Annotated in this window: 27 protein-coding genes and 1 pseudogene; 19 read left to right on the plus strand and 9 right to left on the minus strand. The window is 34.6% G+C overall.

The window, feature by feature from the left end; genetic code table 11:
* Positions 1 to 54: 54 nt before the first annotated feature.
* Both J4P91_RS23935 and J4P91_RS23940 read right to left on the minus strand, forming a co-directional pair.
* A complete protein-coding gene (locus J4P91_RS23935; RefSeq protein WP_026591426.1) occupies positions 55 to 480 on the minus strand; it encodes an Imm70 family immunity protein in 426 nt (141 codons plus the stop codon).
* Between the two features lie 6 nt (positions 481 to 486).
* Positions 487 to 873: a hypothetical protein gene (locus tag J4P91_RS23940; RefSeq protein WP_207996071.1), complete on the minus strand. Its 387-nt coding sequence runs from the start codon at positions 871 to 873 to the stop codon at positions 487 to 489.
* 68 nt (positions 874 to 941) lie between these two features.
* On the opposite strand from J4P91_RS23940, the gene J4P91_RS23945 reads away from it, so the two are divergent.
* Positions 942 to 1,232: a hypothetical protein gene (locus J4P91_RS23945; RefSeq protein WP_243763985.1), complete on the plus strand. Its 291-nt coding sequence runs from the start codon at positions 942 to 944 to the stop codon at positions 1,230 to 1,232.
* 59 nt (positions 1,233 to 1,291) lie between these two features.
* Here the strand turns inward: J4P91_RS23945 and J4P91_RS23950 are convergent, their stop codons facing one another.
* Positions 1,292 to 1,660 (minus strand): cytoplasmic protein, encoded by a 369-nt coding sequence (locus J4P91_RS23950; RefSeq protein ID WP_207996072.1) that lies wholly within the window; start codon positions 1,658 to 1,660, stop codon positions 1,292 to 1,294.
* Positions 1,661 to 2,635: 975 nt separating this feature from the next.
* Positions 2,636 to 3,898, minus strand: a complete 1,263-nt coding sequence (locus J4P91_RS23955) for an APC family permease (RefSeq protein ID WP_207996073.1) — start codon at positions 3,896 to 3,898, stop codon at positions 2,636 to 2,638.
* 134 nt (positions 3,899 to 4,032) lie between these two features.
* Between J4P91_RS23955 and J4P91_RS23960 the strand changes: the two genes are divergently transcribed.
* The 13 genes from J4P91_RS23960 (at position 4,033) to J4P91_RS24020 (ending at position 16,126) form a co-directional block, all read left to right on the plus strand.
* On the plus strand, positions 4,033 to 4,947 hold the full coding sequence (locus J4P91_RS23960) for a LysR family transcriptional regulator (RefSeq protein ID WP_207996074.1): 915 nt from the start codon (positions 4,033 to 4,035) through the stop codon (positions 4,945 to 4,947).
* Between the two features lie 49 nt (positions 4,948 to 4,996).
* Positions 4,997 to 7,114 (plus strand): DNA helicase RecQ, encoded by a 2,118-nt coding sequence (gene recQ / locus J4P91_RS23965; RefSeq protein WP_207996075.1) that lies wholly within the window; start codon positions 4,997 to 4,999, stop codon positions 7,112 to 7,114.
* 23 nt (positions 7,115 to 7,137) lie between these two features.
* Positions 7,138 to 7,533, plus strand: coding sequence for a gamma-glutamylcyclotransferase family protein (locus J4P91_RS23970; protein ID WP_207996076.1), 396 nt, complete (start codon positions 7,138 to 7,140; stop codon positions 7,531 to 7,533).
* A 277-nt stretch (positions 7,534 to 7,810) separates the two neighbouring features.
* Positions 7,811 to 9,163 carry a DUF4026 domain-containing protein gene (locus J4P91_RS23975; RefSeq protein WP_207996077.1) on the plus strand — a complete coding sequence of 451 codons (1,353 nt, stop codon included), beginning with the start codon at positions 7,811 to 7,813 and terminating at the stop codon, positions 9,161 to 9,163.
* 385 nt (positions 9,164 to 9,548) lie between these two features.
* Complete coding sequence (locus J4P91_RS23980) at positions 9,549 to 11,645, plus strand: HelD family protein (protein ID WP_207996078.1); 2,097 nt, start codon at positions 9,549 to 9,551, stop codon at positions 11,643 to 11,645.
* 80 nt (positions 11,646 to 11,725) lie between these two features.
* Entirely contained in the window at positions 11,726 to 12,064 is a 339-nt protein-coding gene (locus tag J4P91_RS23985) for a DUF952 domain-containing protein (RefSeq protein WP_207996079.1), read from the plus strand.
* Positions 12,065 to 12,296: 232 nt separating this feature from the next.
* Positions 12,297 to 13,076 (plus strand): serine hydrolase, encoded by a 780-nt coding sequence (locus J4P91_RS23990; RefSeq protein ID WP_207996080.1) that lies wholly within the window; start codon positions 12,297 to 12,299, stop codon positions 13,074 to 13,076.
* 128 nt (positions 13,077 to 13,204) lie between these two features.
* A complete protein-coding gene (locus tag J4P91_RS23995) occupies positions 13,205 to 13,627 on the plus strand; it encodes a GNAT family N-acetyltransferase (RefSeq protein WP_207996081.1) in 423 nt (140 codons plus the stop codon).
* Positions 13,628 to 13,689: 62 nt separating this feature from the next.
* On the plus strand, positions 13,690 to 14,049 hold the full coding sequence (locus J4P91_RS24000; protein ID WP_207996082.1) for an MmcQ/YjbR family DNA-binding protein: 360 nt from the start codon (positions 13,690 to 13,692) through the stop codon (positions 14,047 to 14,049).
* Between the two features lie 3 nt (positions 14,050 to 14,052).
* Positions 14,053 to 14,607, plus strand: coding sequence for a YdcF family protein (locus tag J4P91_RS24005; protein ID WP_207996095.1), 555 nt, complete (start codon positions 14,053 to 14,055; stop codon positions 14,605 to 14,607).
* 101 nt (positions 14,608 to 14,708) lie between these two features.
* On the plus strand, positions 14,709 to 15,326 hold the full coding sequence (locus J4P91_RS24010; RefSeq protein WP_207996083.1) for a DUF4241 domain-containing protein: 618 nt from the start codon (positions 14,709 to 14,711) through the stop codon (positions 15,324 to 15,326).
* A gap of 15 nt (positions 15,327 to 15,341) precedes the next feature.
* A complete protein-coding gene (locus tag J4P91_RS24015) occupies positions 15,342 to 15,722 on the plus strand; it encodes a GNAT family N-acetyltransferase (protein ID WP_207996084.1) in 381 nt (126 codons plus the stop codon).
* Positions 15,723 to 15,739: 17 nt separating this feature from the next.
* A complete protein-coding gene (locus J4P91_RS24020; RefSeq protein ID WP_207996085.1) occupies positions 15,740 to 16,126 on the plus strand; it encodes a ribosomal maturation YjgA family protein in 387 nt (128 codons plus the stop codon).
* A 141-nt stretch (positions 16,127 to 16,267) separates the two neighbouring features.
* Here the strand turns inward: J4P91_RS24020 and J4P91_RS24025 are convergent, their stop codons facing one another.
* A complete protein-coding gene (locus tag J4P91_RS24025; RefSeq protein ID WP_207996086.1) occupies positions 16,268 to 16,723 on the minus strand; it encodes a GNAT family N-acetyltransferase in 456 nt (151 codons plus the stop codon).
* A gap of 111 nt (positions 16,724 to 16,834) precedes the next feature.
* Between J4P91_RS24025 and J4P91_RS24030 the strand changes: the two genes are divergently transcribed.
* Positions 16,835 to 17,287, plus strand: coding sequence for a MarR family winged helix-turn-helix transcriptional regulator (locus tag J4P91_RS24030; RefSeq protein WP_207996087.1), 453 nt, complete (start codon positions 16,835 to 16,837; stop codon positions 17,285 to 17,287).
* A gap of 65 nt (positions 17,288 to 17,352) precedes the next feature.
* Here the strand turns inward: J4P91_RS24030 and rpiA are convergent, their stop codons facing one another.
* Together rpiA and J4P91_RS24040 are read right to left on the minus strand one after the other, a co-directional pair.
* Positions 17,353 to 18,018, minus strand: coding sequence for a ribose 5-phosphate isomerase A (gene rpiA, locus J4P91_RS24035; RefSeq protein WP_207996088.1), 666 nt, complete (start codon positions 18,016 to 18,018; stop codon positions 17,353 to 17,355).
* Between the two features lie 12 nt (positions 18,019 to 18,030).
* The gene (locus tag J4P91_RS24040) at positions 18,031 to 18,351 is read right to left on the minus strand and encodes a 2Fe-2S iron-sulfur cluster-binding protein (RefSeq protein ID WP_207996089.1); all 321 of its coding nucleotides are present in this window, start codon (positions 18,349 to 18,351) and stop codon (positions 18,031 to 18,033) included.
* A 148-nt stretch (positions 18,352 to 18,499) separates the two neighbouring features.
* Between J4P91_RS24040 and J4P91_RS24045 the strand changes: the two genes are divergently transcribed.
* Both J4P91_RS24045 and clpP read left to right on the plus strand, forming a co-directional pair.
* Positions 18,500 to 19,189, plus strand: a complete 690-nt coding sequence (locus J4P91_RS24045) for an RNA polymerase subunit sigma-70 (protein WP_207996090.1) — start codon at positions 18,500 to 18,502, stop codon at positions 19,187 to 19,189.
* A 21-nt stretch (positions 19,190 to 19,210) separates the two neighbouring features.
* Positions 19,211 to 19,792, plus strand: coding sequence for an ATP-dependent Clp endopeptidase proteolytic subunit ClpP (gene clpP / locus J4P91_RS24050; protein WP_017149314.1), 582 nt, complete (start codon positions 19,211 to 19,213; stop codon positions 19,790 to 19,792).
* Between the two features lie 53 nt (positions 19,793 to 19,845).
* On the opposite strand, the gene J4P91_RS24055 is transcribed toward clpP, so the two are convergent.
* Complete coding sequence (locus tag J4P91_RS24055; protein ID WP_207996091.1) at positions 19,846 to 20,703, minus strand: glycine betaine ABC transporter substrate-binding protein; 858 nt, start codon at positions 20,701 to 20,703, stop codon at positions 19,846 to 19,848.
* Between the two features lie 204 nt (positions 20,704 to 20,907).
* On the opposite strand from J4P91_RS24055, the gene J4P91_RS24060 reads away from it, so the two are divergent.
* Positions 20,908 to 22,113, plus strand: coding sequence for a quaternary amine ABC transporter ATP-binding protein (locus J4P91_RS24060; RefSeq protein ID WP_207996092.1), 1,206 nt, complete (start codon positions 20,908 to 20,910; stop codon positions 22,111 to 22,113).
* On the plus strand, positions 22,106 to 22,945 hold the full coding sequence (locus tag J4P91_RS24065; RefSeq protein ID WP_017149317.1) for an ABC transporter permease: 840 nt from the start codon (positions 22,106 to 22,108) through the stop codon (positions 22,943 to 22,945). Before J4P91_RS24060 ends, J4P91_RS24065 begins: the two co-directional genes overlap by 8 nt.
* A gap of 85 nt (positions 22,946 to 23,030) precedes the next feature.
* Here J4P91_RS24065 and J4P91_RS24070 read toward each other — a convergent pair.
* Positions 23,031 to 23,274 (minus strand): annotated as a pseudogene (locus J4P91_RS24070) (hypothetical protein).
* Positions 23,275 to 23,744 lie beyond the last annotated feature (470 nt).

The raw sequence follows: 23,744 nt of genomic DNA on the forward strand, positions 1-23,744 counted from the left end.
CTCTACGTTTTTGACAAAATAAAACACCTCAGAATTTCTCCTAAGGTGTTTATTTCAACTATATTTCTTTTTAATTATTACATCCATTTTTGTTTTTTCAGAATCCTTTAGAGAATTAGTTAGTAAAGTGAGAAATTCTGTTCCTCTTTCTGTAGTATGATATTCTGCTAGGTTAGTTATATTAGCAGGGATTTTATCTCCATAAGGTGGTCTTTTGGTTATGTCCTCAATGTCCCATATTACTTCTGATGGAGGTATTTTACTTAATGTTTCCCTAATCTCTTCCACATTTTTAAGAGCCTTACTAGCATTCTCCCACTTTAAATTCTCAAAGTATAAATCTTTCATTAATAAAGGATATTTTGTGCCCCATCCATCAGGCTCACAATGGTATGAGATAGTTGAGAAAAAGCTGTGTACAAAGTCAGGGTGTCCTGCTTGATAGAAAAATATATCTACTTTAAATCCTACAATTGACATTTAGTATCAATCCCCTTTTATAAATTCTACTTCAGGTAATGTATTAGCTTTCTTGCTTATTCCTGCTACAATCTCCCTTAAATGTTCATCAGGAATAGTTTGTCCCCTTGTATCAATAATAACAGTTTGTTTTGTACCTTTAGGTAAATGAATATCCCTGTCATTTACTTGCTTGACAATTACATTCACTAGATTAGTTCTTTTTGATTTGGTGGACAAGTCATAATTTTTAAGCTCTACACTATGACCTTCTACATGAAAATCAGGTCTAGTACTCCCTTTTGTGTTCTTAGATACTTCTTGTCCATCTTTGAAAGCCACTTGGTCATTATAAACAGGATGCATTTCACCAAACTCAGTTTCTGTTTTTCTCCAAGATGGTCTAGCAAACATGAAATAACCACTTAATTAATTACCCAAATGACCCGGAGGTAGAAATTTTAGATATTACAGAAGAAATGATGCCTGTTTATATATTTTCAAGAGATGAATTTGAGGAAGGACAATTAGGTTATCGTGTAGGAGGGTTAGAGAATGAATCTTTTATTGGAAATGAAAAAGGAGATTGGCAAGAAAGCTGGTTTGTTATTGGATATGAGGAGTTAATGGGCGATCCATTTTTTGTTGATGTAAAAGATGTAAATTTCCCAGTGTATACAGCTGAACATGGAATTGGGGAGTGGGATCCACTTTTACATAGCGATTCACTAGAAGAATTTTTAACTGAATTAACATATCGAGATGAAGATTAATCATTCGTTCATGAAAAAAGGGGGCTATAGAAATTCCCCCTTTTTTTGACAGAGAAACTTCATTTAGAACATGTATAATTTATTACTTGTTCCATACGGCTTCTTATTTCTTTAACTGGTGGTTTTTTATCGTATACATCAACATATGAAAAATGATAATTTAAATTTCTAATAAGACCTTTTCCAATTTTTGCACTTAGGAAAGGAAATACTTGTCCGGTGTAGTCATCAAGGGATTTGCAGTAGTATTTTTCATCTAAATAAATACTATATTTACATGTTAGTTCTACTAATGGATTCCCCTCAGAATCATATACATCTTTAGATTCAATAATATCTATTAGTGCAAATCTATCATTAAGATAAACTTTCTTCTTCTTTTCAGGCTTATTAGAAAGAATAAAAGCGAGACCTAGTGCATTAATCAATACGTTTCCTCCTACAAATGTAAACAAAGATATTAATAAAATATATCGAGATATGCTAAATGTAAAGAGATAAAGTGAATGGTAAAAGATTACTGTAAATATTATTAAAGGATTTCTAGAAGATAAAAGTATTATAGAGTTGGATTTATATAAAATTATAAAGACAAGATTCTTGCGTAAATTGTAGGGAATTTAGCTGAAGTAGGTGTTGCAAGTGAATAAAAGATAAAAGAAGCCCTGCAAGGGAAGTAGCAGGGCTTCGTAAGGGTATTGTCGAGAATGTCGGACTCGACAAAGTAATCTTAACATGAATTTCTTGGAAAGAAACCTGGTAAATGTGTCCAAATGAATGGAGGCCTAGTGCGGATAATATAAGAAACCTTTCAAACAAAGTCAAAGAGACCTACTTCCCGCTGCAGGTCTCACTGACTAGATAATGTTGATGAGCAATAACCCATCTGGAGTACTTTTATCATAACAAATGAAATTAACTTTGTGTATTGAGAAAAAAATGAAATTACAACCGATGTTAGCTGTATCTACAACGCCTTTTTTTGTTTTGATGTTTTGTATGATTTACATGCTAAGTATAAAATGAAAAAAGACCTGCAAGTAAAAAGCAGGTCGTGAGAAGGGGTTTAATCCAATAGATTACTTAGATGTTGACAATTGTGATGAGTGAAGTCCATAGGTAGTGTATTGAGAAACTTTGCATGAATGATATTAACGCCTTGTTTTCTTGAAAAAGATGCTAAAAAGTTTTCTGTATGAAAATAAAGGCCGATATTTATAAATAGATTCATATTTCCAAGCATCACGATTAGAAAATTTGAGTTGTTTATTTAAAGAACGAAAACCAATTAGATTGTTGTTACATTTCATAAATAAACCTCCCGTAATTTGATGCGGATATATTATAGAAGTGAATGTGTAATTTGTATGAGAAATAGTTTTAATGAGAATCTTTCCTTTTCATTATCTTATTGAAATCTCTTTTTCATAAGTGTCTTGTTTCTTCTTAATGTGTTGTAACCCATAGAAAGCAACTAACACCCCAATACTTATTAAAATCCAAAAGGAAGAGAAAGAGAGAATGATAAGGAAACAAACTATTAAACTTGAAGAGAGTACTTTATTAAATAGACCTGGTAATAATTTATATGCTGCAAAGATTCCACAAATGGCATTACAGATAAAGAAAGCATTTGCAATAGCTACGATTTGTTCAACTGTAATGAGATGATTATATAGACAGATAAATACAATGGCATGTATGCCGATTAATAAAAGTAAAGAATAGGTTGGTACGTTCGATTTCGTGCGATATGAAAGTTTAGATAGCTTCGTAATATGTTTTGTTTCAGATGCGATAAGACGTGAGACCCCTCCAACAACTAATAAATATGTACTCATGCAAAGTACAGTAGTAATAAAGGCGATAAGAGGAATAGCAAACTCTCCAAATAAAGTAGCTAATATGGATGTTATCCGTAAATTTTCTTGATTTGAACCAGAAATTTCAATCCACTGGGTAGCACCTGCTACAACAAGGCAAACAATCGTTACAGTAAGCGTACTTATAGCAATTGCTTGTGGAATAGTTTTCTTTCTATTTTTGACATCCATACTGTAGTTCCCAATAATCTCCCAACCAACTAAAGCCCAAAAGAGCAATAAGATGCTATATCCAAAATCTTCGAAAGAAAATTGTGTTTGAAATAGCTGTTCTGATCGAAAATGAGGAATAGAACTGATTCCTCCACTTAATAAAAGAACGGTTGCAGCTGTGGAAAAAATAAATGATACTTTTCCAATAGATGAAATATCTAACAATAGAATCAATACACAAATTCCCATTAAAAGAACGCCTAAACCCTCTAGCGGTACTTTAAAGTTTGGAAATAAAGCAGTTATATATTGACTAGCTGTCATGAGAACAGCAGTAGGTCCTAGACATCCTGCTATTATAAAGAAAATAGAAGTTAATTGTTTCATAGAAGGTCCAAATGCTTGATCTACTGCGTGCGCCACTCCAGATTCACTAGGGAAGTGAATACTTAACTTACCAAATAATGAAGCAAAAAGAAATCCAACCCCCATAATAAGGAGCCAAGCAATAATGGCGTAATCTCCAGTTGTTTTGTAAATAAGTGGGGGGAGCAAAATGATTCCTGATCCTAAAATTGGACCGATAATTAAACCGCTGAGAAGTACGGGTCCTAATTTTTTCTTTCTCATACTTGAATACATCTCCTTTTGAATAATTAAAATCTATGAGTTTCTTTTATTGTAATTGGGGTTTATCTATCAGTAAAATAGATATATACGAAGTTAATAATCGGAAATCGTGATGTTAGAATGGAGAGATTGAAGTGGAGATTCGGCATTTAAAAACTTTTAAAACGATTGTTGAGTTAGAAGGGTACACACGAGCAGCCGACTTTTTAGGATACGCTCAATCTACTGTAACAGGGCATATTCAAGCAATTGAACAAGAAATGGGACAACCTTTATTCAATCGGTTAGGGAAAAAAATGGTGTTAACAGATGTAGGGAAGCATTTACTGCCTTATGCGAATGAAATGATTGCTTTGTCCGAGAAAGCAAAACAAATCCCAAGCGTGAATAATGAGATTACTGGAAAAATTGTAGTTGGTGCTCCAGAATCATTAACAATTTACCGATTGCCCTCTATTCTTCATGAATACAAAAAGAAGTATCCAAAAGTAAAAATTACATTAAAAGCTTCAACGTGTAGGGAATTGAGAAATGATTTAAAGAGTGGAAATATAGATATTGCTTTCCTCTTAGACACCGAGCGGCATGAAGAGGATTTACATATTGAGCAACTTGTAATGGAGCAAATGGCTTTTGTTTTTCCGAAAGAATATATTGTTACACAAACAGATTCGCAAAATGTCCAATTTTCTCAAGAGGAAACCTTTTTGTACACAGAACGCGGATGCAGTTACCGAGCATTTTTTGAGCATTATTTACAAAGACAAGGAATTCAGCATGAAAGTACGTTTGAATTTTGGAGCATTGAGGCAATCAAGCAATGTGTAATGTGCGGATTAGGAATTTCATTATTGCCAATTATTACGATTGAGCAAGAACAGAAAGACAAGAGACTACATGCTGTTATTTCAAATGAAACAAAGTTTACAACACAACTTGCCTATCATAAAAACAAATGGATTTCTCCAGCTTTACATGAGTTTTTAACGATTATACGTAAGCATGCGAAGAAATGGAGGGAAGTAGAGAGTACAATGAGTTTTAAGTGATGATATAATACTAGTAGATGAAAGAATAAGAAAAGCAGGTGAATCTTTTTTGTTTACAAAAGCACAAGAACTTTTAGCGTCCTATTTTGGTTACTCGTCATTCCGCAGAGGGCAAGATGAGACAATTAAAAATGTACTGGATGGAAAAGATACCGTTTGTATCATGCCAACAGGCGGCGGGAAATCGATTTGTTATCAAATTCCAGCATTAGTGTTTGAGGGGACGACATTAGTTATCTCGCCTCTGATTTCACTTATGAAGGATCAAGTAGATACATTAGTACAAAACGGGATTTCAGCTACATATATTAATAGTTCAATTTCTATTACAGAAGCAAACCAACGAATTCAGTTAGCGAAACAAGGTCATTATAAGCTGTTATATGTGGCGCCAGAGCGTCTTGATTCAATGGAATTTGTGGATCAATTAATAGATATGAAAATACCGATGATAGCAATTGATGAAGCGCACTGTATTTCGCAGTGGGGGCATGACTTCCGCCCAAGTTATTTACATATACATCGTATTTTAGACTATCTTCCAGAAAAACCACTTGTACTTGCGTTAACCGCAACTGCGACACCACAAGTGCGTGAAGATATTTGTCGTGCGCTAGAAATCGACCAAACGAATACAATAATGACAACCTTTGAACGGGAAAATTTATCATTTTCGGTGATTAAAGGACAGGACCGAAATGCATATTTAGCAGATTATATTCGTCAAAACAAAAAGGAATCTGGAATTATTTATGCAGCGACAAGAAAAGTTGTCGATCAGTTGTATGAAGATTTATATCAAGCAGGAGTTTCAGTTGCGCGTTATCATGCCGGAATGAATGATCATGATCGTAATGAACAGCAAGAGCGATTTTTACGTGACGAAGTGAGTGTAATGGTAGCAACATCGGCATTCGGTATGGGGATTGATAAATCAAACATACGGTATGTTATTCATTATCAACTTCCGAAAAACATGGAAAGTTATTATCAAGAAGCAGGACGTGCTGGTCGTGACGGATTAGATAGTGAATGTATCTTGTTATATTCTTCGCAAGACGTACAAGTGCAGCGCTTTTTAATTGATCAATCTACTGGGGAATCACGTTTCTCAAATGAACTAGAAAAATTGCAGCATATGACAGATTACTGCCATACGGAACAATGTTTACAATCATTTATTCTAGAGTATTTTGGTGAGGAACCGAAAGAAGATTGTGGACGCTGTGGGAATTGTACAGATGAACGTGAGAGCGTCGACGTTACGAGAGAATCACAAATGGTCTTATCGTGTATGATTCGAACAAACCAGCGATTTGGAAAGCAAATGATTGCACAAGTGTTAACCGGATCAAAAAATAAAAAAGTAATTGAATTTAATTTTCATACATTACCAACGTACGGTCTTTTATCGAATCGTAGCGTAAAAGAAGTAAGTGAGTTTATTGAGTTCTTAATTTCAGAAGAGTTAATTGCAGTGGAACATGGGACGTATCCAACCTTAAAGGTAACAACAAAAGGGAAGGAAGTGTTACTCGGAAATGAAAAAGTGTTACGGAAAGAAAGGGTAGAAACAAGACAAATTGTGCAAGATCATCCGTTATTTGAAGTGCTACGTGAAGTGAGGAAAGAAATTGCACAAGGAGAAGGCGTACCACCGTTTGTTATCTTCTCTGATCAAACGTTAAAAGATATGTGTGCGAAAATGCCACAAAGTGAAAACGAGTTACTACAAGTAAAAGGGATTGGAGAACATAAACTTGCGAAGTACGGTTCTCACTTTTTACAAGCAGTCATTCATTTTATTGAACAAAACCCAGATTACGCTGAAACGATTAAAACAGAAGTTGTTACGGAACGCAAAAAATCTGGAAAAGCATCAGCAAATTCTCACTTAGAAACGTATGAAATGTATAAACAAGGAACTGAGTTAAGTACAATTGCAAAAGAAAGAGGTTTATCACGCCAAACTGTCGAAAACCACTTAATTCGTTGTTATGAAGAAGGTATGGAAGTAGATTGGCCAAGTTTCGTTCCAGCAGAATACGAATCTCTTATTGAATCAGCAGTACAACATGCGGAAGGCGGATTAAAATCTATTAAAGAACAACTTCCAGATGAAGTGAGTTACTTTATGATTCGTTCTTATTTACAAATAAGAAAATAGAGAAGTATTAAGGGGATGGGGACATGCACTATGTATTTGTTTACGGCACATTAAGAAAACAACAAGCAAATGCGCATTATTTACATGGGACAACATGTATAGCTGAAGAAGCATGGACTCATGGGGAATTATTTGATACAAATGAAGGTTATCCTGCAATGATTCTTTCAGAAAATAATAAGGTATATGGGGAACTGTATGAAGTAAGTGGTGAGATTTTAAGAAAGTTAGATGAACTTGAAGAATATACAAGTAATCCTGAAAAAGATTTATATGATCGGATTACGCAAACCATCTATTTTGGGGATGGAAATATAAATGCATATGTTTATGTTGCGCAAAGTAAAGGGATGTTACAGAGACTAATAATTACTGGTGATTGGGTGAGTTACAACAAAACTTCAACTAAAATGACTTAAGTTATTCTTTTTTAACGAAATCAACATGTTTCAAAACTATCCTGCATGAACGGTCAGTAATATTTCTAATTCAAGAACTTGGAAAGAAAATGGGAGAGGGATAAACGAACTGTAATAAATCCACGGAGCTAAACCATTTAACGTATTATAAAAGAGAATTCGGAAGACGTTTAGACCACTTTTTGTGTCAAGAAGATGCATATGTAAGTTTAAAGAGGCTATAGCATTTAAATAAAGAGTGATAAAGATTCTTTTTTAGGTATGGGAGAGAGAGTAGATGCAAGTACAAACAGAAACATATCGTGCAGCAATGCAAGGAACGTTAGAACGCCATTTTTCGGATATGATTGCTGTTATACCGGAAAAACTTACGATGGATCAGCTAAAGCGACGTTTAGAAATCGTTGCTGCTACAGTAGATGAGTTAAAAATTGCCTATAGTGACGAGATGAGCCTTATCGTGGAATTACATATGGATGAGAGAGTCATACCGTATGAAATATATATTGATGTAACGAGAGATGCAGAGGAATACAAAATGTACTACAGACAAGATTCCACGATAAAAGATGATATTTTTGAAGATGCTTCTCTAGGGACTGAAATCTTTACACGTACACTTTTTGTCGGTGATGTGCTCAGCTGTTTTTACTATCAATTGCAATTTTTATGGCAGCTTGCACCTGACTTATTATTTGTGATCGACTCGAGTGCATCGATGAAAGTACTATCTAAAAGATATATCGAATATCACGTTGAAAATAAACTATTACCAGACATCCCTGACTTATATGTAATTCATTCAGTTTATGAAGACGGTAAAGAGGGAGAACCTACTCAATATTGGTTTCATACGCACGGGCTATTAAGAGCAGGAGTAACAGAAGTTGAATTAATTATTCCAAATCGTCTATCTACTTACTATGGTATTCCCGATCTCTTTCAAACATTTGCTAATAACGCAATTGAAGATGGACACGTCTCTATTAATGAGCCTGTAATTATAGCACAAAGTCAGCAAGGTACGATACATACTGTAGCTGTTCCATGGGAAAAAGGACTATCTTATATTGGACATAAAACGAATATTAAGAACTTAACTTCGATTGAAGAGGACGAAGTACATATTCAACCAATGGATGCAAAAAATACATTTCTTGGAGGAATGGATGCTCGAGACGAATACCATCAGCATCCTTCTGTTCTCTTGTTTTATTTTAATGCTGCAGAAGGATATATTGAGAGCTTTTTCACTGAACAAAAAGAAAATACAGGATTGATGTTCTACAAAACAAATGCTGAAACAGAAAGAATGTCTTACAATGCGAAGAACAGCTTTGGCTATTTCGCTAACATTTTTAGCATAGAAAAAAACAATGAAGACTTTCGTTTTATTGCCAAATTTGGTATTCCTTACGAAGAAGAGAAAAGTGAACACATGTGGTTTGAAATGAAGAACATAACAGAAGACAACATCGAGGGGTTACTCATTAACCAGCCATATTTTATTGAAAATATGACTGAAGGAACTTCATACAATCTAGATTTCGAAAACTTAACAGACTGGGTAATTTATGCAGGAGATGAAGCCATAAAACCTAATAACTTATATCTTTTTTTGAATGAATAGCTCGCCAAAGCACTCGCGCTTTGGCGACTGCAATGAAGAGAATTTAGGAAATCGAAATCATTAACCATTCCGCAATTTGCTAACGAACTAAATATTAGTCATACTCTAATCGGTATGTACAAAAGAAGTATGAAATGTCCTGACACTATATAAAGACGTTACACAACTGTTCGAATACATCGTTAAATAAACAAACGTTAAGATTTTAGTTATAGGATAGTTAATTTATTTAATAGAGCGGATAAACAAAAAGGCAAGGTCGTAAATCCTTTGCCTTTTTTATATTGTAGAAAATTCTTACTTGACCTATTGACTTTGTAACTGTATTTTTTATACAATTGTATTTCGACTGAAAATTTCGAACAGACAGGAGGGAATCATCACAATGAGTACTATATTTGAAGAAGAATTACAGCGAATGAAAAAAACTTTATCTACAATGGATGAGCAATTAGACAGACTAGAAAAGATTCCAGTTTATTATGGGGATGATTTTAAAGAGCAAATTCTTGAAAGTATGAGGGAGTCAAGTAGGAGAAACTTACGTGTTGGTGTACAAGAACCATACTTTGGTCGACTAGATTTTCAGGAAGATGGACAGTTAGAGCCAAATCCGATTTATATCGGTAAAGTTGGTGTTTCAGATGAAGAAACGATGAAACCAATTGTCATTGACTGGCGTGCACCTGTTGCGAGTATGTTCTATTCATTTACCGGTGGTGAAGAACCGGCTTTTTATCATTCACCAGATGGATTAGTAGAAGGTGATGTGTATTTAAAAAGAAACATTGCCATTCGCAAAAGAGAACTAGAACGTGTTGTTGATACATACGTAAAAGGAAGTGAAGATGTATCTCTTGCGGATGATTTTCTTCTATATCGGTTAGGTGAAAATAAAGATAATAAATTAAAAGATATCGTTTCAACGATACAATCTGAACAAAATGATATTATTCGTGCAGAGAAGAACTTGCCATTATTGATTCAAGGGGTTGCAGGGAGCGGGAAAACAACAATCGCTTTACATCGCCTTGCTTTTTTAATTTATGAATACCGTGAGCAGCTAGAGGCGGAGAGAATGATTGTATTTGCACCAAACAGTTTGTTTTTAGATTATATTTCTAGTGTACTTCCTGAGCTCGGCGTCGGAAATATTAGGCAAACAACATTTCAAGATTGGGTATTGCGTACATTAGATGATGCGGTGAAATTGAAACAGACTGAAGAAAAGTTGAAAGAAGCTTTTTCAATAAATCGCGATGATTACAAGGTTATGCTCGGTAAATTAAAAGGAACGATGAAGTTTAAAACTTTCATTGAAGAAAGCATGATTCAATTTGAGAAGAATTTAGTACCAACAAAAGATTTTGAGGCATGGGATAGAGCTGTCATTCCAGCGGAAGAAATCAAAAAATGGATGCAAGTGGAATATAAGCACTATCCATTAAAGAAGCGAAGAGAAAGATTAGTTGGCCGGATAAAGCGCTGGATTGAGATTGAACTTAAAAAGTTTGAAGGAACAAACGAGAAAAAAGTACTAAAAAAAGAGGCGACAAAGAGATTAAATGCTTATATGAAATTTTGGCCTAAAATGAGTCCGTTATCATTTTATAGTTTGATGATGAAGCAAAAAGAAATATTGGAACTTTTGCCTGAAGAACTTGTTCAAGAAACCGAAAAAAATTGCCGTAAAAAAGAAGTGTATGTAGAAGATTTAGCGCCTCTTATTCATATTCACCATCGATTGGCAGGTATTGAAATCGGGCAAAAATTCCACCATGTTGTAATAGATGAAGCGCAAGATTTTTCACCATTCCAAATTCATATATTAAAAGAGATTACAATGGGCAACTCGTTTACAATTTTAGGTGATTTATCGCAAGCAATATATGATTATCAAGGAATTGAAGACTGGAATGACTTTAAAGAAGTATTTCAAGAAACCGGTTATTATGAACTGACGAGAAGTTATCGTTCTACAAAAGAAATTATCGAGTTTGCAAATGAAGTCATTAAAAATGCGGACATCCCAGTAGGCCTTGCAACTCCTGTTTTTCGTAGTGGTGAGAAAGTAAAAGTTATTTCTACGGACGACCAATTTGCCGCAATTGTAAAGACTTTACAACATATGCAGAATGCAAATGTGAAGACGATTGCTGTAATAGGAAGAACAGATGATGAGTGCCGTAACGTATATGAAAAATTAACAGTTGCAGGAATCACTGTCAATGTTATTGAAGCAAATCAAAGTAAATATGAGGGTGGTATTTCAGTAGTACCTGTTTATTTAGCAAAAGGCTTAGAATTTGATGCGGTACTTCTTATCGATGTTGATGAAGTACATTATAAAGGTACAAAGCATGATGCAAAATTATTATATGTTGGATGTACGAGGGCTCTCCATGATTTACGGATTTTCTATTCTGGAGAAGTATCACCTTTAATCCAAGGAATACAAGAAGAATTTTATGAAAGTAAATAGTAGATGTTTAAAGAGGATTTTCAAGTAATAAGCGGGAAAGTCCTCTTGTTTTTTATAAATAGGGAAGAAGGGGATTGACTATGATTACAAAGGTCATGAGAAAAAGAGAATGGGAAGTAGGAAAAGCAAAAGAAGAAATAATCGAAGCCTCACTTACGACAGAAGGATTTATTCATTGTTCTTTTTTAGAACAATCTCTTCAAGTTGCAGAAAAGCATTTTCGTACTGAAATGGAGGTAGTCTTACTTGTAATTGATCCGTCGTTAGTTGATGCGGAGATAAAATATGAGTTGGCGTCTAATGGTCAAAATTATCCACATATATATGGGGCTGTAAATGTTGATGCAGTTGTGAATGTAGTAGAGCTTCATAAAGAAAATGGAGTATACGTTTTACCAGTAGAGTTAGAACAAAAATAGCAGAATACATTTATTAACTTTATCTCGCTATTAACGGGAAATAAGAGTCCAACCTTCAAAATTCGGTGAAAGCAAAGAGCCATCAACTACCTGTAAAAGCATGATTGATAAGGGCAAATAATCAGTGGCAAATGAAGAAACTCCTTACTGATTTTCGTTTTATAAAAGGACTTTTGATTCGTATTATCGAAGTACTGAAAGGGATAAAACGAAATCGAGAAGAGGCGTACAGATGGAAGAAGTAATCAAGAAAATAAAGGAGATAAAATCAGGTCAGGTAGGTATAGTTGTTTATTCAGCAGAAAGCCAAAATATTGTCGCTTTATATAATGATGATATATTGGTTCCATTAGCATCGGCAGCAAAAGTTGCAATTGGGTTTGCTATAGCTAAAATGGTTGAAGAGAATCAGGTTCGTTGGAGTGATAAAATCGACAATATATCATTTAGCCATAAAGAGGATAGTAAAGAAATATATCCACATTTGCAGGGAAGAACAGTGTTAACACTCAGAAGTGCTGTGGAAGTAATGATTGCATGTCATGACAATTTTATTGCACAGTCTGTTGTGGGCTTTTGCGGGGGATGGGAAGAAGTAAATAGGAGAATTCAAAGCACTTTTTCAAAGATTTATATTACGAAAGACCCAAGGGATGCGAAAAACGTTGGGAAATTAAAACAAGTTCTTAAACTTTTAATTCGTATATTCCAAGGATATGAATCAAATCCAGTATTATGGGAACCAATAATAAATGGAATGGTGAGACAACAAGGGAGTTATGAGGGAATACCAAGTTACCACTTGGCACATATGACAGGTGGATTGCCTACAGCCGTTATGAATATTGGTATATTAGGAATATTTCATGAAAATCCATTACTTTATGTGATTGGCGGAATGGATTTACCAAATCGTTATGAGAATCAAGAAGTTGATTCTAAAATAATAGAAGTTTTAAGGTGTCTGTATAAAGAGTGTATAGAAAAAGAAATGAAATATGTTCGCATATAAGAAGAAGTTGTTATTGTTAGTATTTTGGCTAGAAAAAATAAAGATAATTAAATAGTGTGGACTAAAAGCTTCTTAGTAAAAGAGACTTTTAGTCCTTATTTCATTGATAGGAAAGGAAGTATTATTATATGAAAATTACCGAACAGTACACGCCAAATGAAAGTGAGTATATAAAAAATAAAGTAATCCAATACAATATATCTGTACTACCAGATGAAGTAAAAAGCCCATTAGAGCATGTAAGCTTTCTACTAAAAGACGATGCTGGCAAAATATTTGGCGGCATAACAGGAACGATGTATTTTTATCATCTTCATATTGACTTCTTATGGGTAGATGAGTCAGTACGCCATGAAGGATATGGTAGTCAATTATTAAATAAAATCGAAGAAATTGCCCAAGAGAAGAACTGTAGACTTATATTACTTGATTCATTTAGTTTTCAAGCCCCTGAATTTTATAAAAAACATGGTTACAGGGAGTTTGGGGTCGTTGAAGATCACCCTAAAGGTTATAGTCAGCACTTTTTAGAGAAACGTTTGGAAATATAACATAATTATATTATGTAACCTTATAATCTGAGGATCAATAAATGTAAGAGGTGAAGAAAACATTGGAAGCAACACGTACACACTGTCTTTCAAAAAGAAAAGCAACGGAAGATTCTCCAGATGGATGGAATGCAACATGTATGAGAATTCATAATAAAATATTTGCGATTTTAAACCATGAAAAAGGGGGTAAAGCAGCAATTACATTGAAATGTGATCCAAATGTTGCATTGCGGATTCGAGAAGCATATCCAGATTCAATTACTCCTGGCTATCATATGAATAAAAAGCATTGGAATACAGTTTACATAAATAAAGGATTAGGACAAGAGGAAATTAATAAAATGATAGATTGGTCTTATAATTTAGTTCTGCAATCTTTTTCGAAAAAGGTACAGAAAGAGATTTTGGGAGAGGAATAAATGATGTCTTATCCATTCGATTGCATTACTAATTTTATTTTTGTTGAAACTGAAATTGCCCCAGCAGATGTAATTTTAATTCCTGGTGCTAATCACCCTCCCCTCATGGAAAGAGCTGTTTCCTTGTATAAACAGGGCTTAGCACCATACATACTTCCATCTGGCGGATATAAACCACACGTAGGAACGACTGAATGGGATTTTTTAAGAAATATTGGTATTGCGAACGGAGTGCCTGAAGAAGCCATTTTCAAGGAGGATAAAGCACAACATACTTTGGAAAATGCACGTTTATCATTGGAAGTTTTACACAAAACAGGCATATATCCTAACAAAGTGATAATTGTCTGTAAAGCAGGGCATTCTCGTCGAGCATTATTATGTTATCAAACCGAATTTCCAAAAGAAACGGAATTTTTCGTTGCACCAGTAGTGGACAGGTATGGAATTACGAAAGGAAATTGGTTTTTATCTGAAAGAGGGATTAGTCGTATAATGACTGAAGTTGAGAAAATCGGTAAATATTTTGGTCCTCATATTCAAACTTTGATGAAATAAAATGTGAATATTGTCTATCTTACCATAAACAAGAGAATGGATCGATTTTCCCTTTATTTAGTAAAGTCTATTAATAAGAGAATGAAAGGAAGAGAAATATGATGTCAAAGCTACTACATGAATTAACTAAACCGAATAGTGAGGTTTTACGTCCTGAAGTATTGGAGCATTTGAAAGTTACTTCAGGTAAAATGGTTGCTTGTGATCCTCTTATTTTTAATAAAAATCACTTCGAACATAAAATTCAACCAGGTACATATCCAATTGTTGATTGGTGGAACGAGGAAGATGGTGTAATTGCTGGTGCTGAATTGAAAGTATCGGAAGCAAAAGTGACAGAATGGAAGATGGCAACAAAGCCAGGACAGAATGTAAGTGAACTGGAAGACGGATATATTTTCGGTTACCCAGTTGATACGGGGCTAGGATGTTTTGCAGATGTGGAAGCAATTGATAAATTAGAAGAAATAGAAGATAGATTACAACAAGAACTAGGAGACGAATTTATTAGTTTGTATGATGATTTGATTGATGACGTACTAACTGAACATGATGATGATTGGGGAAATTGTGTAGTTTGTGAGGAAACAGGAAGCAATGTTATTATGTTCCGCTCAGGTTATGGTGATGGTTTTTATCCTTCCTATTGGGGAATTGATGAGAAAGGGAAGATTGTTTCACTTGTTACTGATTTTAATGTGTTACATGAGGAAGGTTGAGAATGAACCGTATTAATGAAACATCTTGGTTATCCAACAACGATAGAAAAAAAGAGAATAAGACTTCAAAATATTTTTTCTCATCTAGAGTATTATACGTTAGTAGCAGAAGTTAATGAATGTGTTATTGGTATGATTGGTTTATATACGGGCATGTTTTACACTGAAGATGGAGTATACGCTCGCATTATTGCGTTAGTAGTAGATGAAGAGTTTCGAAAGCAAGGAATAGGTAAGAGATTAATAAAAGCAGCAGAAAAATGGACATTAGAACAAGGGACAGATTCGATTGGCTTAAATAGTGGGAATTGTGAGGAAAGAAAACATGCACATCAATTTTATAAAAGAATGGGCTATATTGAAAAAAGCACAGGTTTTGTAAAAAGTTTGTTGTGATAAGAGAGGATTTAAGAATGAGTTATAAACGAAATAGAATACTGTATGCGGTATTAACAATAACAGTAATCATCTTAGGTTTGGGATCAAGAAAGTTTGCGTATACTTTACCAGATTTATTAAATGCTTATTTAGGGGATGCGCTGTGGGCACTAATGATCTTTATTGGTTTTGGATTTCTTTTCAATAAGATGGAAACCAAAAAGGTAGCATTCATAAGTTTACTATTTTGCTATGGGATTGAAATCAGTCAATTATATCATGCAGAATGGATTGATAGTATTCGAGCAACGACTTTAGGTGGGCTTGTATTAGGGTATGGCTTTTTGTGGAGTGATTTATTGGCTTATACGATTGGAATTGGAATTGGTATGTTCTGTGAATTTGTTTTTCTTGAGAAATAGAAGTAACTGAACTATTAAAGTTAAATGAAAAAATGTTCTATTGAATAGTAACAAAAAGAAAGCCATGAAAAAAGTGTAAGAGAAGTATAAAGATATAATTTCAAAATCCCCTTTTCATGATCGTGGAAAGGGGATTTTGTTTTATGATTTAATAGATTTTTTTACAGAGAGGTCTTTTGTCATAAGAATATGTGGAATACCGTCTTCCATAAATACGTCTGAAGAAGTTTGATAGCCTAGTTTATTGTAAAATCCTTCTGCATGTGTTTGGCCGTGTAATTTGACTTTAGAGATTTCTTTTTCTAAAGCAATTTCTTCTAATGTTTGGATAATCACTTTTCCTAAACCATATTTGCGATAAGGTTGTAAAATGCAGATTCTTTCTAGTTTACCGATGTTATCAACGAATCTAATGCGCCCCGTCCCTACAGGTATTTCATTAAAATAAACTAAAATATGATGACATGCATCGCTTATTGTATCAAATGTATCAAATTCATCTTCGAGAGGAACACCTTGCTCTTTGACAAATACTTCTTTTCGAATTTGAAAGGCAGTTTCTAAATCAGTTATTTCTTTTATTTGTTTTGATTCCAACTTATTCAATCCTTTCTGGTATGATGTGAATATAAAGGTGATGTGTATACATAATGTATGATATAATGATTTTGTTGTAAATACAACAAAATGTTTTGAGGTGTAGGAAAGATGAAAGAAATACTTCGAGAAATTGGAATGATTGCGAGGTGTTTAGATTCTATTAGTAATATAGAATTTAAAGAAATGGACCTTTCAAAAGGGCAATACTTATACCTTGTTCGTATTTGTGAAAATCCGGGTATTATTCAAGAAAAGTTAGCGGAATTCATTAAAGTGGATCGAACAACAGCCGCACGCGCGATTCAAAAATTAGAAAAGCAAGGTTTGATTGAAAAGAGAAGTGACGCAGAAAATAAAAAGAATAAAAATTTATTCCCAACGAAAAAAGGGGAACAACTATATCCACTTTTAAAGAGGGAGGAAGAATATTCTCATCACGCTGCATTAGAAGGATTTTCTAAAGAGGAAATTGATACATTGTTTCAGTTACTACACAGAGCTAGAAAAAATGTTGAAGTAGATTGGGAATATGTAAAGAAAGGGAACAAACGAAATTATTAAGTGTAAAAGGCTGACCTAAAACATGTTAAATGATTAGAATCAGCCTTTTGATTATTAGAAAATGATTATAATTCTTTTATGCCTTTTTCTGTTGCGATAATCGCTGTATCTACCATATTAATAAATAAACCAGTTTCAATCACGCCGGTTATCATTTTTAACTGCTGATGAATTTCGGTTGGCTTGGTTATTTGGTTTGGAAAAACACAATCTAAGATCATATTTCCGTTGTCTGTTATAAATGGTTGATTGTTTTGGATACGTAAAATCGTCTGGCACCCAAATGATTGAATTCGTTTTGCAGTTTGTTCCCATGCGAACGGTACGATTTCAATAGGGAGAGGAAAGGTACCTAAGTCCATTACAAGTTTCGATTCATCAGCGATTATGATAAGTTTCTGAGAAGACATAGCAACTATCTTTTCACGAAGAAGGGCACCACCGCCACCTTTAATTAACTGCACGTCGGGGCTAATCTCATCTGCGCCATCAATGGTGAGATCAAGATAATCTATGTCACCTAAAGAGATTAAAGGGATAGATAGTTGTTGTGCCAATTGTTTAGTTTCTATTGATGTTGGCACAGCTTGAATAGATAATCCTTCGTTGACTAGCTGTCCTAATTTTTGTATCGTCCAATATACAGTGGAACCAGTGCCAAGGCCGATTTTCATTCCATCCTTTATGAAGTCAGCAGCATGTTCACCAGCTAAGCGTTTTAATTCCGTCATCGTTTTTCCTTTTCATTCTGCTGGTCGTGGTCCAGCATCTAATCCGGAGTTTTCAACTGTTAATATGGGACGAACGGTTAAATCAGTATGTACGTGCATTTGACACGACAATCGTAAATGATCTTCAATTCCTTTTTCAGTAATCGCATTCTTTTCAACATGTGTAGGCTCGCAAAAATCTCCGTCTACAATTTCTACACGGCAAGTGGTACAACGTGCTTTCCCGCCGCAGCGGTGGAGAATGTGAATACCATTATCCTCAAGTGCTAGTACTAACTTTGTTCCTTCTTTTACATCAAATGTTCCGCTACCTAGAACGGTTAATTTTGGCATATTGTTGCCTCCTCATGTAAAATTCTACATAACATATTTATGACCCTACTTTAATAATCATAAACGTTCTAAAAATTTTTTATTAAACCCGTAACTTTTTTCACAGTAAAATCGTTTATTAAGTAAGCGCTGAAAAGGAGTGGTTATTTTGTGCACAAAAGTAACTCGAGTTTTAAGAAATCATATCGATATGAATTATTCAAATATAAACTTTATTATTGAAAATTATGCGGAGTTAAAAAGGTACTGTACGTTTTTAACAAAAAGCAAATGGGACGGAGAAGACCTTGCCCAAGAAACGATTTGCAAAGTACTTCAAAAATATGTAGATAAAGATATCTGTATGACGCTTTTGTATAAAATCGCTCGAAATCAATGGCTAGATCAGGTGAAAGTAAAATCAGCTAAGAAGAAATTAGAGCAGGAGATTACATTTGAAGAACCACACGAAAAAATTGCTGATTTGCATGAGATGGTGGAGAAAATTTTGTCTTCATTAAATGTACAGCAATCCGTCATCTTCTTATTAAAAGATGTTTTTCAATATAGTTTATCTGATATTGCGGAGATATGTTCAATATCAGAAGGTGCAGTGAAGGCTTCGCTGTTTCGTAGTCGAAATAGGTTGAAAACGGTAAGTGAAGAAGAGAGTATTGAATTAGCCGGACAAGAAGATGATGTCGAGGTAGTAGTCACGGCTATAAGTGAACAGAAACCAGAGTTGTTAACACAATTACTTCCATCAATCCAATTTACACACCTATCATCTAAGCAACCAGTGCTATTATTCAATACGAAAAACCCTTCTTATTACGGCTTGATGTTATGCGCAGCTTAAAAAGTAGATGGAGGGATTTTTATGAATGCAATTCCGTATGTTGTAGAACAAACAAAGCTAGGAGAGCGCTCCTATGATATATATTCAAGACTGTTAAAAGACCGTATTGTTATGATTGGATCGGAAATTAATGATCAAGTAGCAAGTAGTGTAGTGGCACAGTTATTATTTTTAGAAGCAGAAGATGCGGAGAAAGACATCTTTCTATATATTAATAGCCCAGGTGGTTCAACTACAGCAGGATTTGCGATATTGGATACGATGAATCTTATTAAGCCAGATGTTCAAACCCTCTGTATGGGATTTGCAGCGTCATTTGGAGCATTATTGTTACTCGCTGGAGCAAAAGGAAAAAGGTTTGCACTTCCAAATAGTGAAATCATGATTCATCAGCCGCTTGGCGGAGTGAAAGGGCAAGCGACGGAGATTGAAATAACCGCAAAACGAATATTAAAGTTAAAACATGATATTAACAAAATTATATCGGATCGAACAGGTCAGCCAATTGAAAAAGTAGCGCATGATACAGAAAGAGATTACTTTATGACAGCGGAAGAAGCGAAAACATATGGTATCGTTGATGCTGTTATTGAGAAAAAATAATGTAAAATAGACCAGAGACTATTATCTTCTCTGGTCTATTTTTGTATGAGAAATTAGTCTTTTATCCACTGATCTACTAATGCCTGGTTCTTTTTAATCCATTTTCGAGCAGCTTCTTCAGGGTCCTTCGTTTTATTTAACATCACCATCAATGTACCAAGCTGTTCATCAGTCATTTTCCATTTATCGAAGTATTTCACAATTTCCGGATAATCTTTTTCAAAACCTTTTCGTACAGAGTAATAAATGTCGTCTTTTTCACCATATACTTTCTTAGGGTCTTTTAAATATTTTAAATCAAATTCTGAAAAGCCCCAGTGTGGATTCCAAAGCGTAACAGCGATTGGTTTCTTTTGCGTATAAGCTTTTTTTAACTCACTCATCATTGCCGCTTCTGAAGATTGGACAAGTTTTAGCTTGATATCATATTCTTTCATTGCTTTATCGGTTAAATTCATAAGGCTACTACCAGGTTCAATACCGATAATCTTATTATTTAATTCATCCTTATGAGTATTTAAATCCTCAATACTGTTAATATCTTTCATATAAGAAGGAACGACTAAACCAAGTCCAGTTCCTTCATACCATTTCGACTTTAAGACAATGTCATTTTTATACCGATCATTTAAGGGTTTATCGGTAACTGGGAGCCATACTTCTAAATTTGCATCAACATCGCCGCGGGCTACACCTGTCCAAATTGCCGCTTTTTCTAAATACATGAGTTCAACTTTATAGCCTTTTTGTTCTAATAAAACTTTCCACATATTTGCGGTTGCAATATTTTCTTTCCAACTTGTTACACCGAGTTTAATTTTCCCTTTTGTATTAGCATTTGTTGCATTACAAGAGGTAATAATCATACTGATAAATAACAAAATGCATATAAGCCATATTTTTCGTCTCATTGGAATCCTCCCGTTTTATCAATAGTGCATTTATAATTCTTTAAATAGAAGAGATTGCGTATACAAATAAATGTATAAGTGAACCTTCTTATTATGAACGGATACGAGAATTTTAAAAAAAGCATATTAATGTCATTTCTATGTAATATTTCTGTTTAAAATCGCTACACTATGTGAATAGATAGGCAGAAAAGGAGTCGTTTTATGGAAAATACAAAAGTACGTGTTGAAAACGTAACAAAAGTATTTGGAAAAAATCCTCAAAGAGCAGTTGCCTTATTAAAAGAAGGAAAAAGTAAATCAGAAATATTAAAAGAAACAGGAATGAACGTTGGGGTGAAAAAAGCAACGTTTGAAGTATATACAGGAGAAATATTTGTGATTATGGGATTATCAGGGAGTGGGAAGTCCACTTTAGTTCGAATGTTAAACCAACTAATAAAACCGACAGCAGGCCATATATACATAGACGGAGAAGACATCGCAACGATGGGGAAAGAAGCACTTAGGAAAGTCAGAAGAACGAAAATGAGTATGGTTTTTCAAAAGTTTGCGTTATTTCCTCATCGTACGGTTTTGCAAAACGTTGCCTATGGTTTAGAAATACAAGGGGTTCCGGTAGAAGAAAGAGAAGCAAAGGCTTTGGAATCGCTTAAATTAGTAGGATTAGATCACCATAAAGATAGCTTTCCAGGACAATTGAGCGGTGGTATGCAGCAACGCGTTGGGATTGCGAGAGCTCTGACAAATAATCCAGATGTTCTTCTCATGGACGAGTCATTTAGCGCATTAGACCCACTTATTCGAAAAGAAATGCAGGATGAATTGTTAGAGCTACAAGATAAAATGGAAAAAACTATTATTTTTATTACGCATGATTTAGATGAAGCGCTTCGAATTGGCGATCGTATTGCATTAATGAAAGATGGAGAAATTGTTCAAATCGGAACTCCTGAAGAAATTATGATGAGTCCTGCGAATGAATTCGTAGAGAAGTTTGTTGCGGATGTGAATTTAGGAAAAGTAATTACTGCTGAATCCATTCTGAAGAGACCAGAAACATTATTAATTGATCGAGGTCCTCGCGTGGCACTACAAATTATGAGAAATGCAGGTGTGTCTACCGTATATGTTGTAAACAAAAAGCATGAATTTTTAGGGGTATTAACAGCTGATGATGCGAGTAAAGCGGTTCAAAAACAGTGGCCAATTGCTGATTTGTTAATAAAAGATATTCCGCACGTGTATGTAGATACACTACTGGAAGAAACGTATGCGAAAATGGCGGAAATGAAGCTGCCATTACCAGTAATTGATGAAAAGAAAAGGTTAAGAGGTATAATAAAACGAGAAAGTGTCATTCAAGCCCTTGCAGGAAATATCGAGGAAGAGGTGAATGACGATGAATAGTATTCCGCGTATTCCGTTAGGTGAATGGGTTGATGCATTCGTTGCAAGTTTATATGCGCATTTTGAAGGCCTGTTTAGAGGATTTTCATATGTAATTGGTGGTTTCGTTGATTTACTTACGAATTTATTAACGTTGATTCCCGCATTTTTAATGATCATAATCGTATGTTTTCTTGTTTGGTACACAACTAGGAAAATATCTTTAGTGATTTTTGCGTTAATCGGTTTATTATTCATTTTAAATATTAATTACTGGGGACAAACGATGCAAACATTAGCGCTTGTTCTCACATCGGTTATTATTTCTATTATTGTTGGGATTCCAATTGGCATTTTGGCATCTCAAAATGAACGATTTTCAAAAATTTTAAAGCCAACATTAGACTTTATGCAAACAATGCCAGCATTCGTTTATCTCATTCCAGCAATTACATTTTTCGGAGTAGGTGTTGTTCCAGGTATTATCGCATCTGTTATTTTTGCGATGCCGCCAACAATTCGTTTTACAGACTTAGGAATTAGACAAGTACCAGAAGACTTAATTGAAGCTGCAAATGCATTTGGTTCTACCGCATCGCAAAAGCTATTTAAAGTTCAGTTACCTCTCGCAACGGGAACAATTATGGCCGGCGTAAATCAAAGCATTATGCTATCTTTATCGATGGTTGTTACAGCTTCACTTGTAGGTGCACCAGGACTTGGAGTAGATGTGTATCGTTCAGTTACACAAGTTAACATTGGAATGGGCTTTGAAGCTGGACTAGCTATCGTAGTCATTGCGATTGTGTTGGATCGAATCACTCAAGGATTTCATAGGAAAAGAAGAGTGTAAATAGAAATGAAACACGCATCATAAGTGAGGGTACTCATTATGATACGTGTTTTTTATTTGGATGAAAGTGTAGAATGAAACAGGGTTACATACGCACAATTACTGAACCTCCAGCTGGTGCACATACTTGATTTTGTTGTTGTTCCATCGCTTTTATTAATTGATTATTTTCTTCGATTAATGAAATCAATTTTGCTAATTGATTTTCAAGGTTTGCCATTCGTTGCATCATGTAATGAGAGTCATTAGAAATTGGTGAGGTAGTTCGTATAGTGTTGTTTGGATAGGAGATTGGGGGGATTCATATGAGGATTCCAATGTGGATGCATATGATTTGTTCCTCCTTTATTGAACTACCCCCACCTACCTCTATACGAGCTTGAGGTGAGGGATTCATATGTTTCTGCCCAAACAAAAACACTTCCTCTCGTTCAACAAAGAGGATACAACGATATAGAAATTCAGTAGTGTCCTTATGCAAGACGACCTCTTTCTCTCTTCCGAGGAAAACAGAAAAGGTACAGCTACTTTCTTCCTATATCGAGACGAAGAACACCATGCCATGCATCCAGTTCCTAGACCTGTTATCTGCTCTGGTGCCAAGCGTAAGAGACTGGGACAAGGGGCTCTTTTTTTATTATGCAAACAGTTTTTCCAGTTTTTTCTTTTCACTTTCAAATAAGTCTAATCGCTCAATTTGTAATGCCTCTTTTGGCTGATTTACATCATATAACTGATAGAAATGATGTGTACGAATATCCAATCGATTGTTTAATTGATGCCAATGGCTCCAGTGGTG

Origin of the sequence: Bacillus sp. XF8 (assembly GCF_017498755.1) — a bacterium.
Taxonomy (GTDB): domain Bacteria; phylum Bacillota; class Bacilli; order Bacillales; family Bacillaceae_G; genus Bacillus_A; species Bacillus_A bingmayongensis.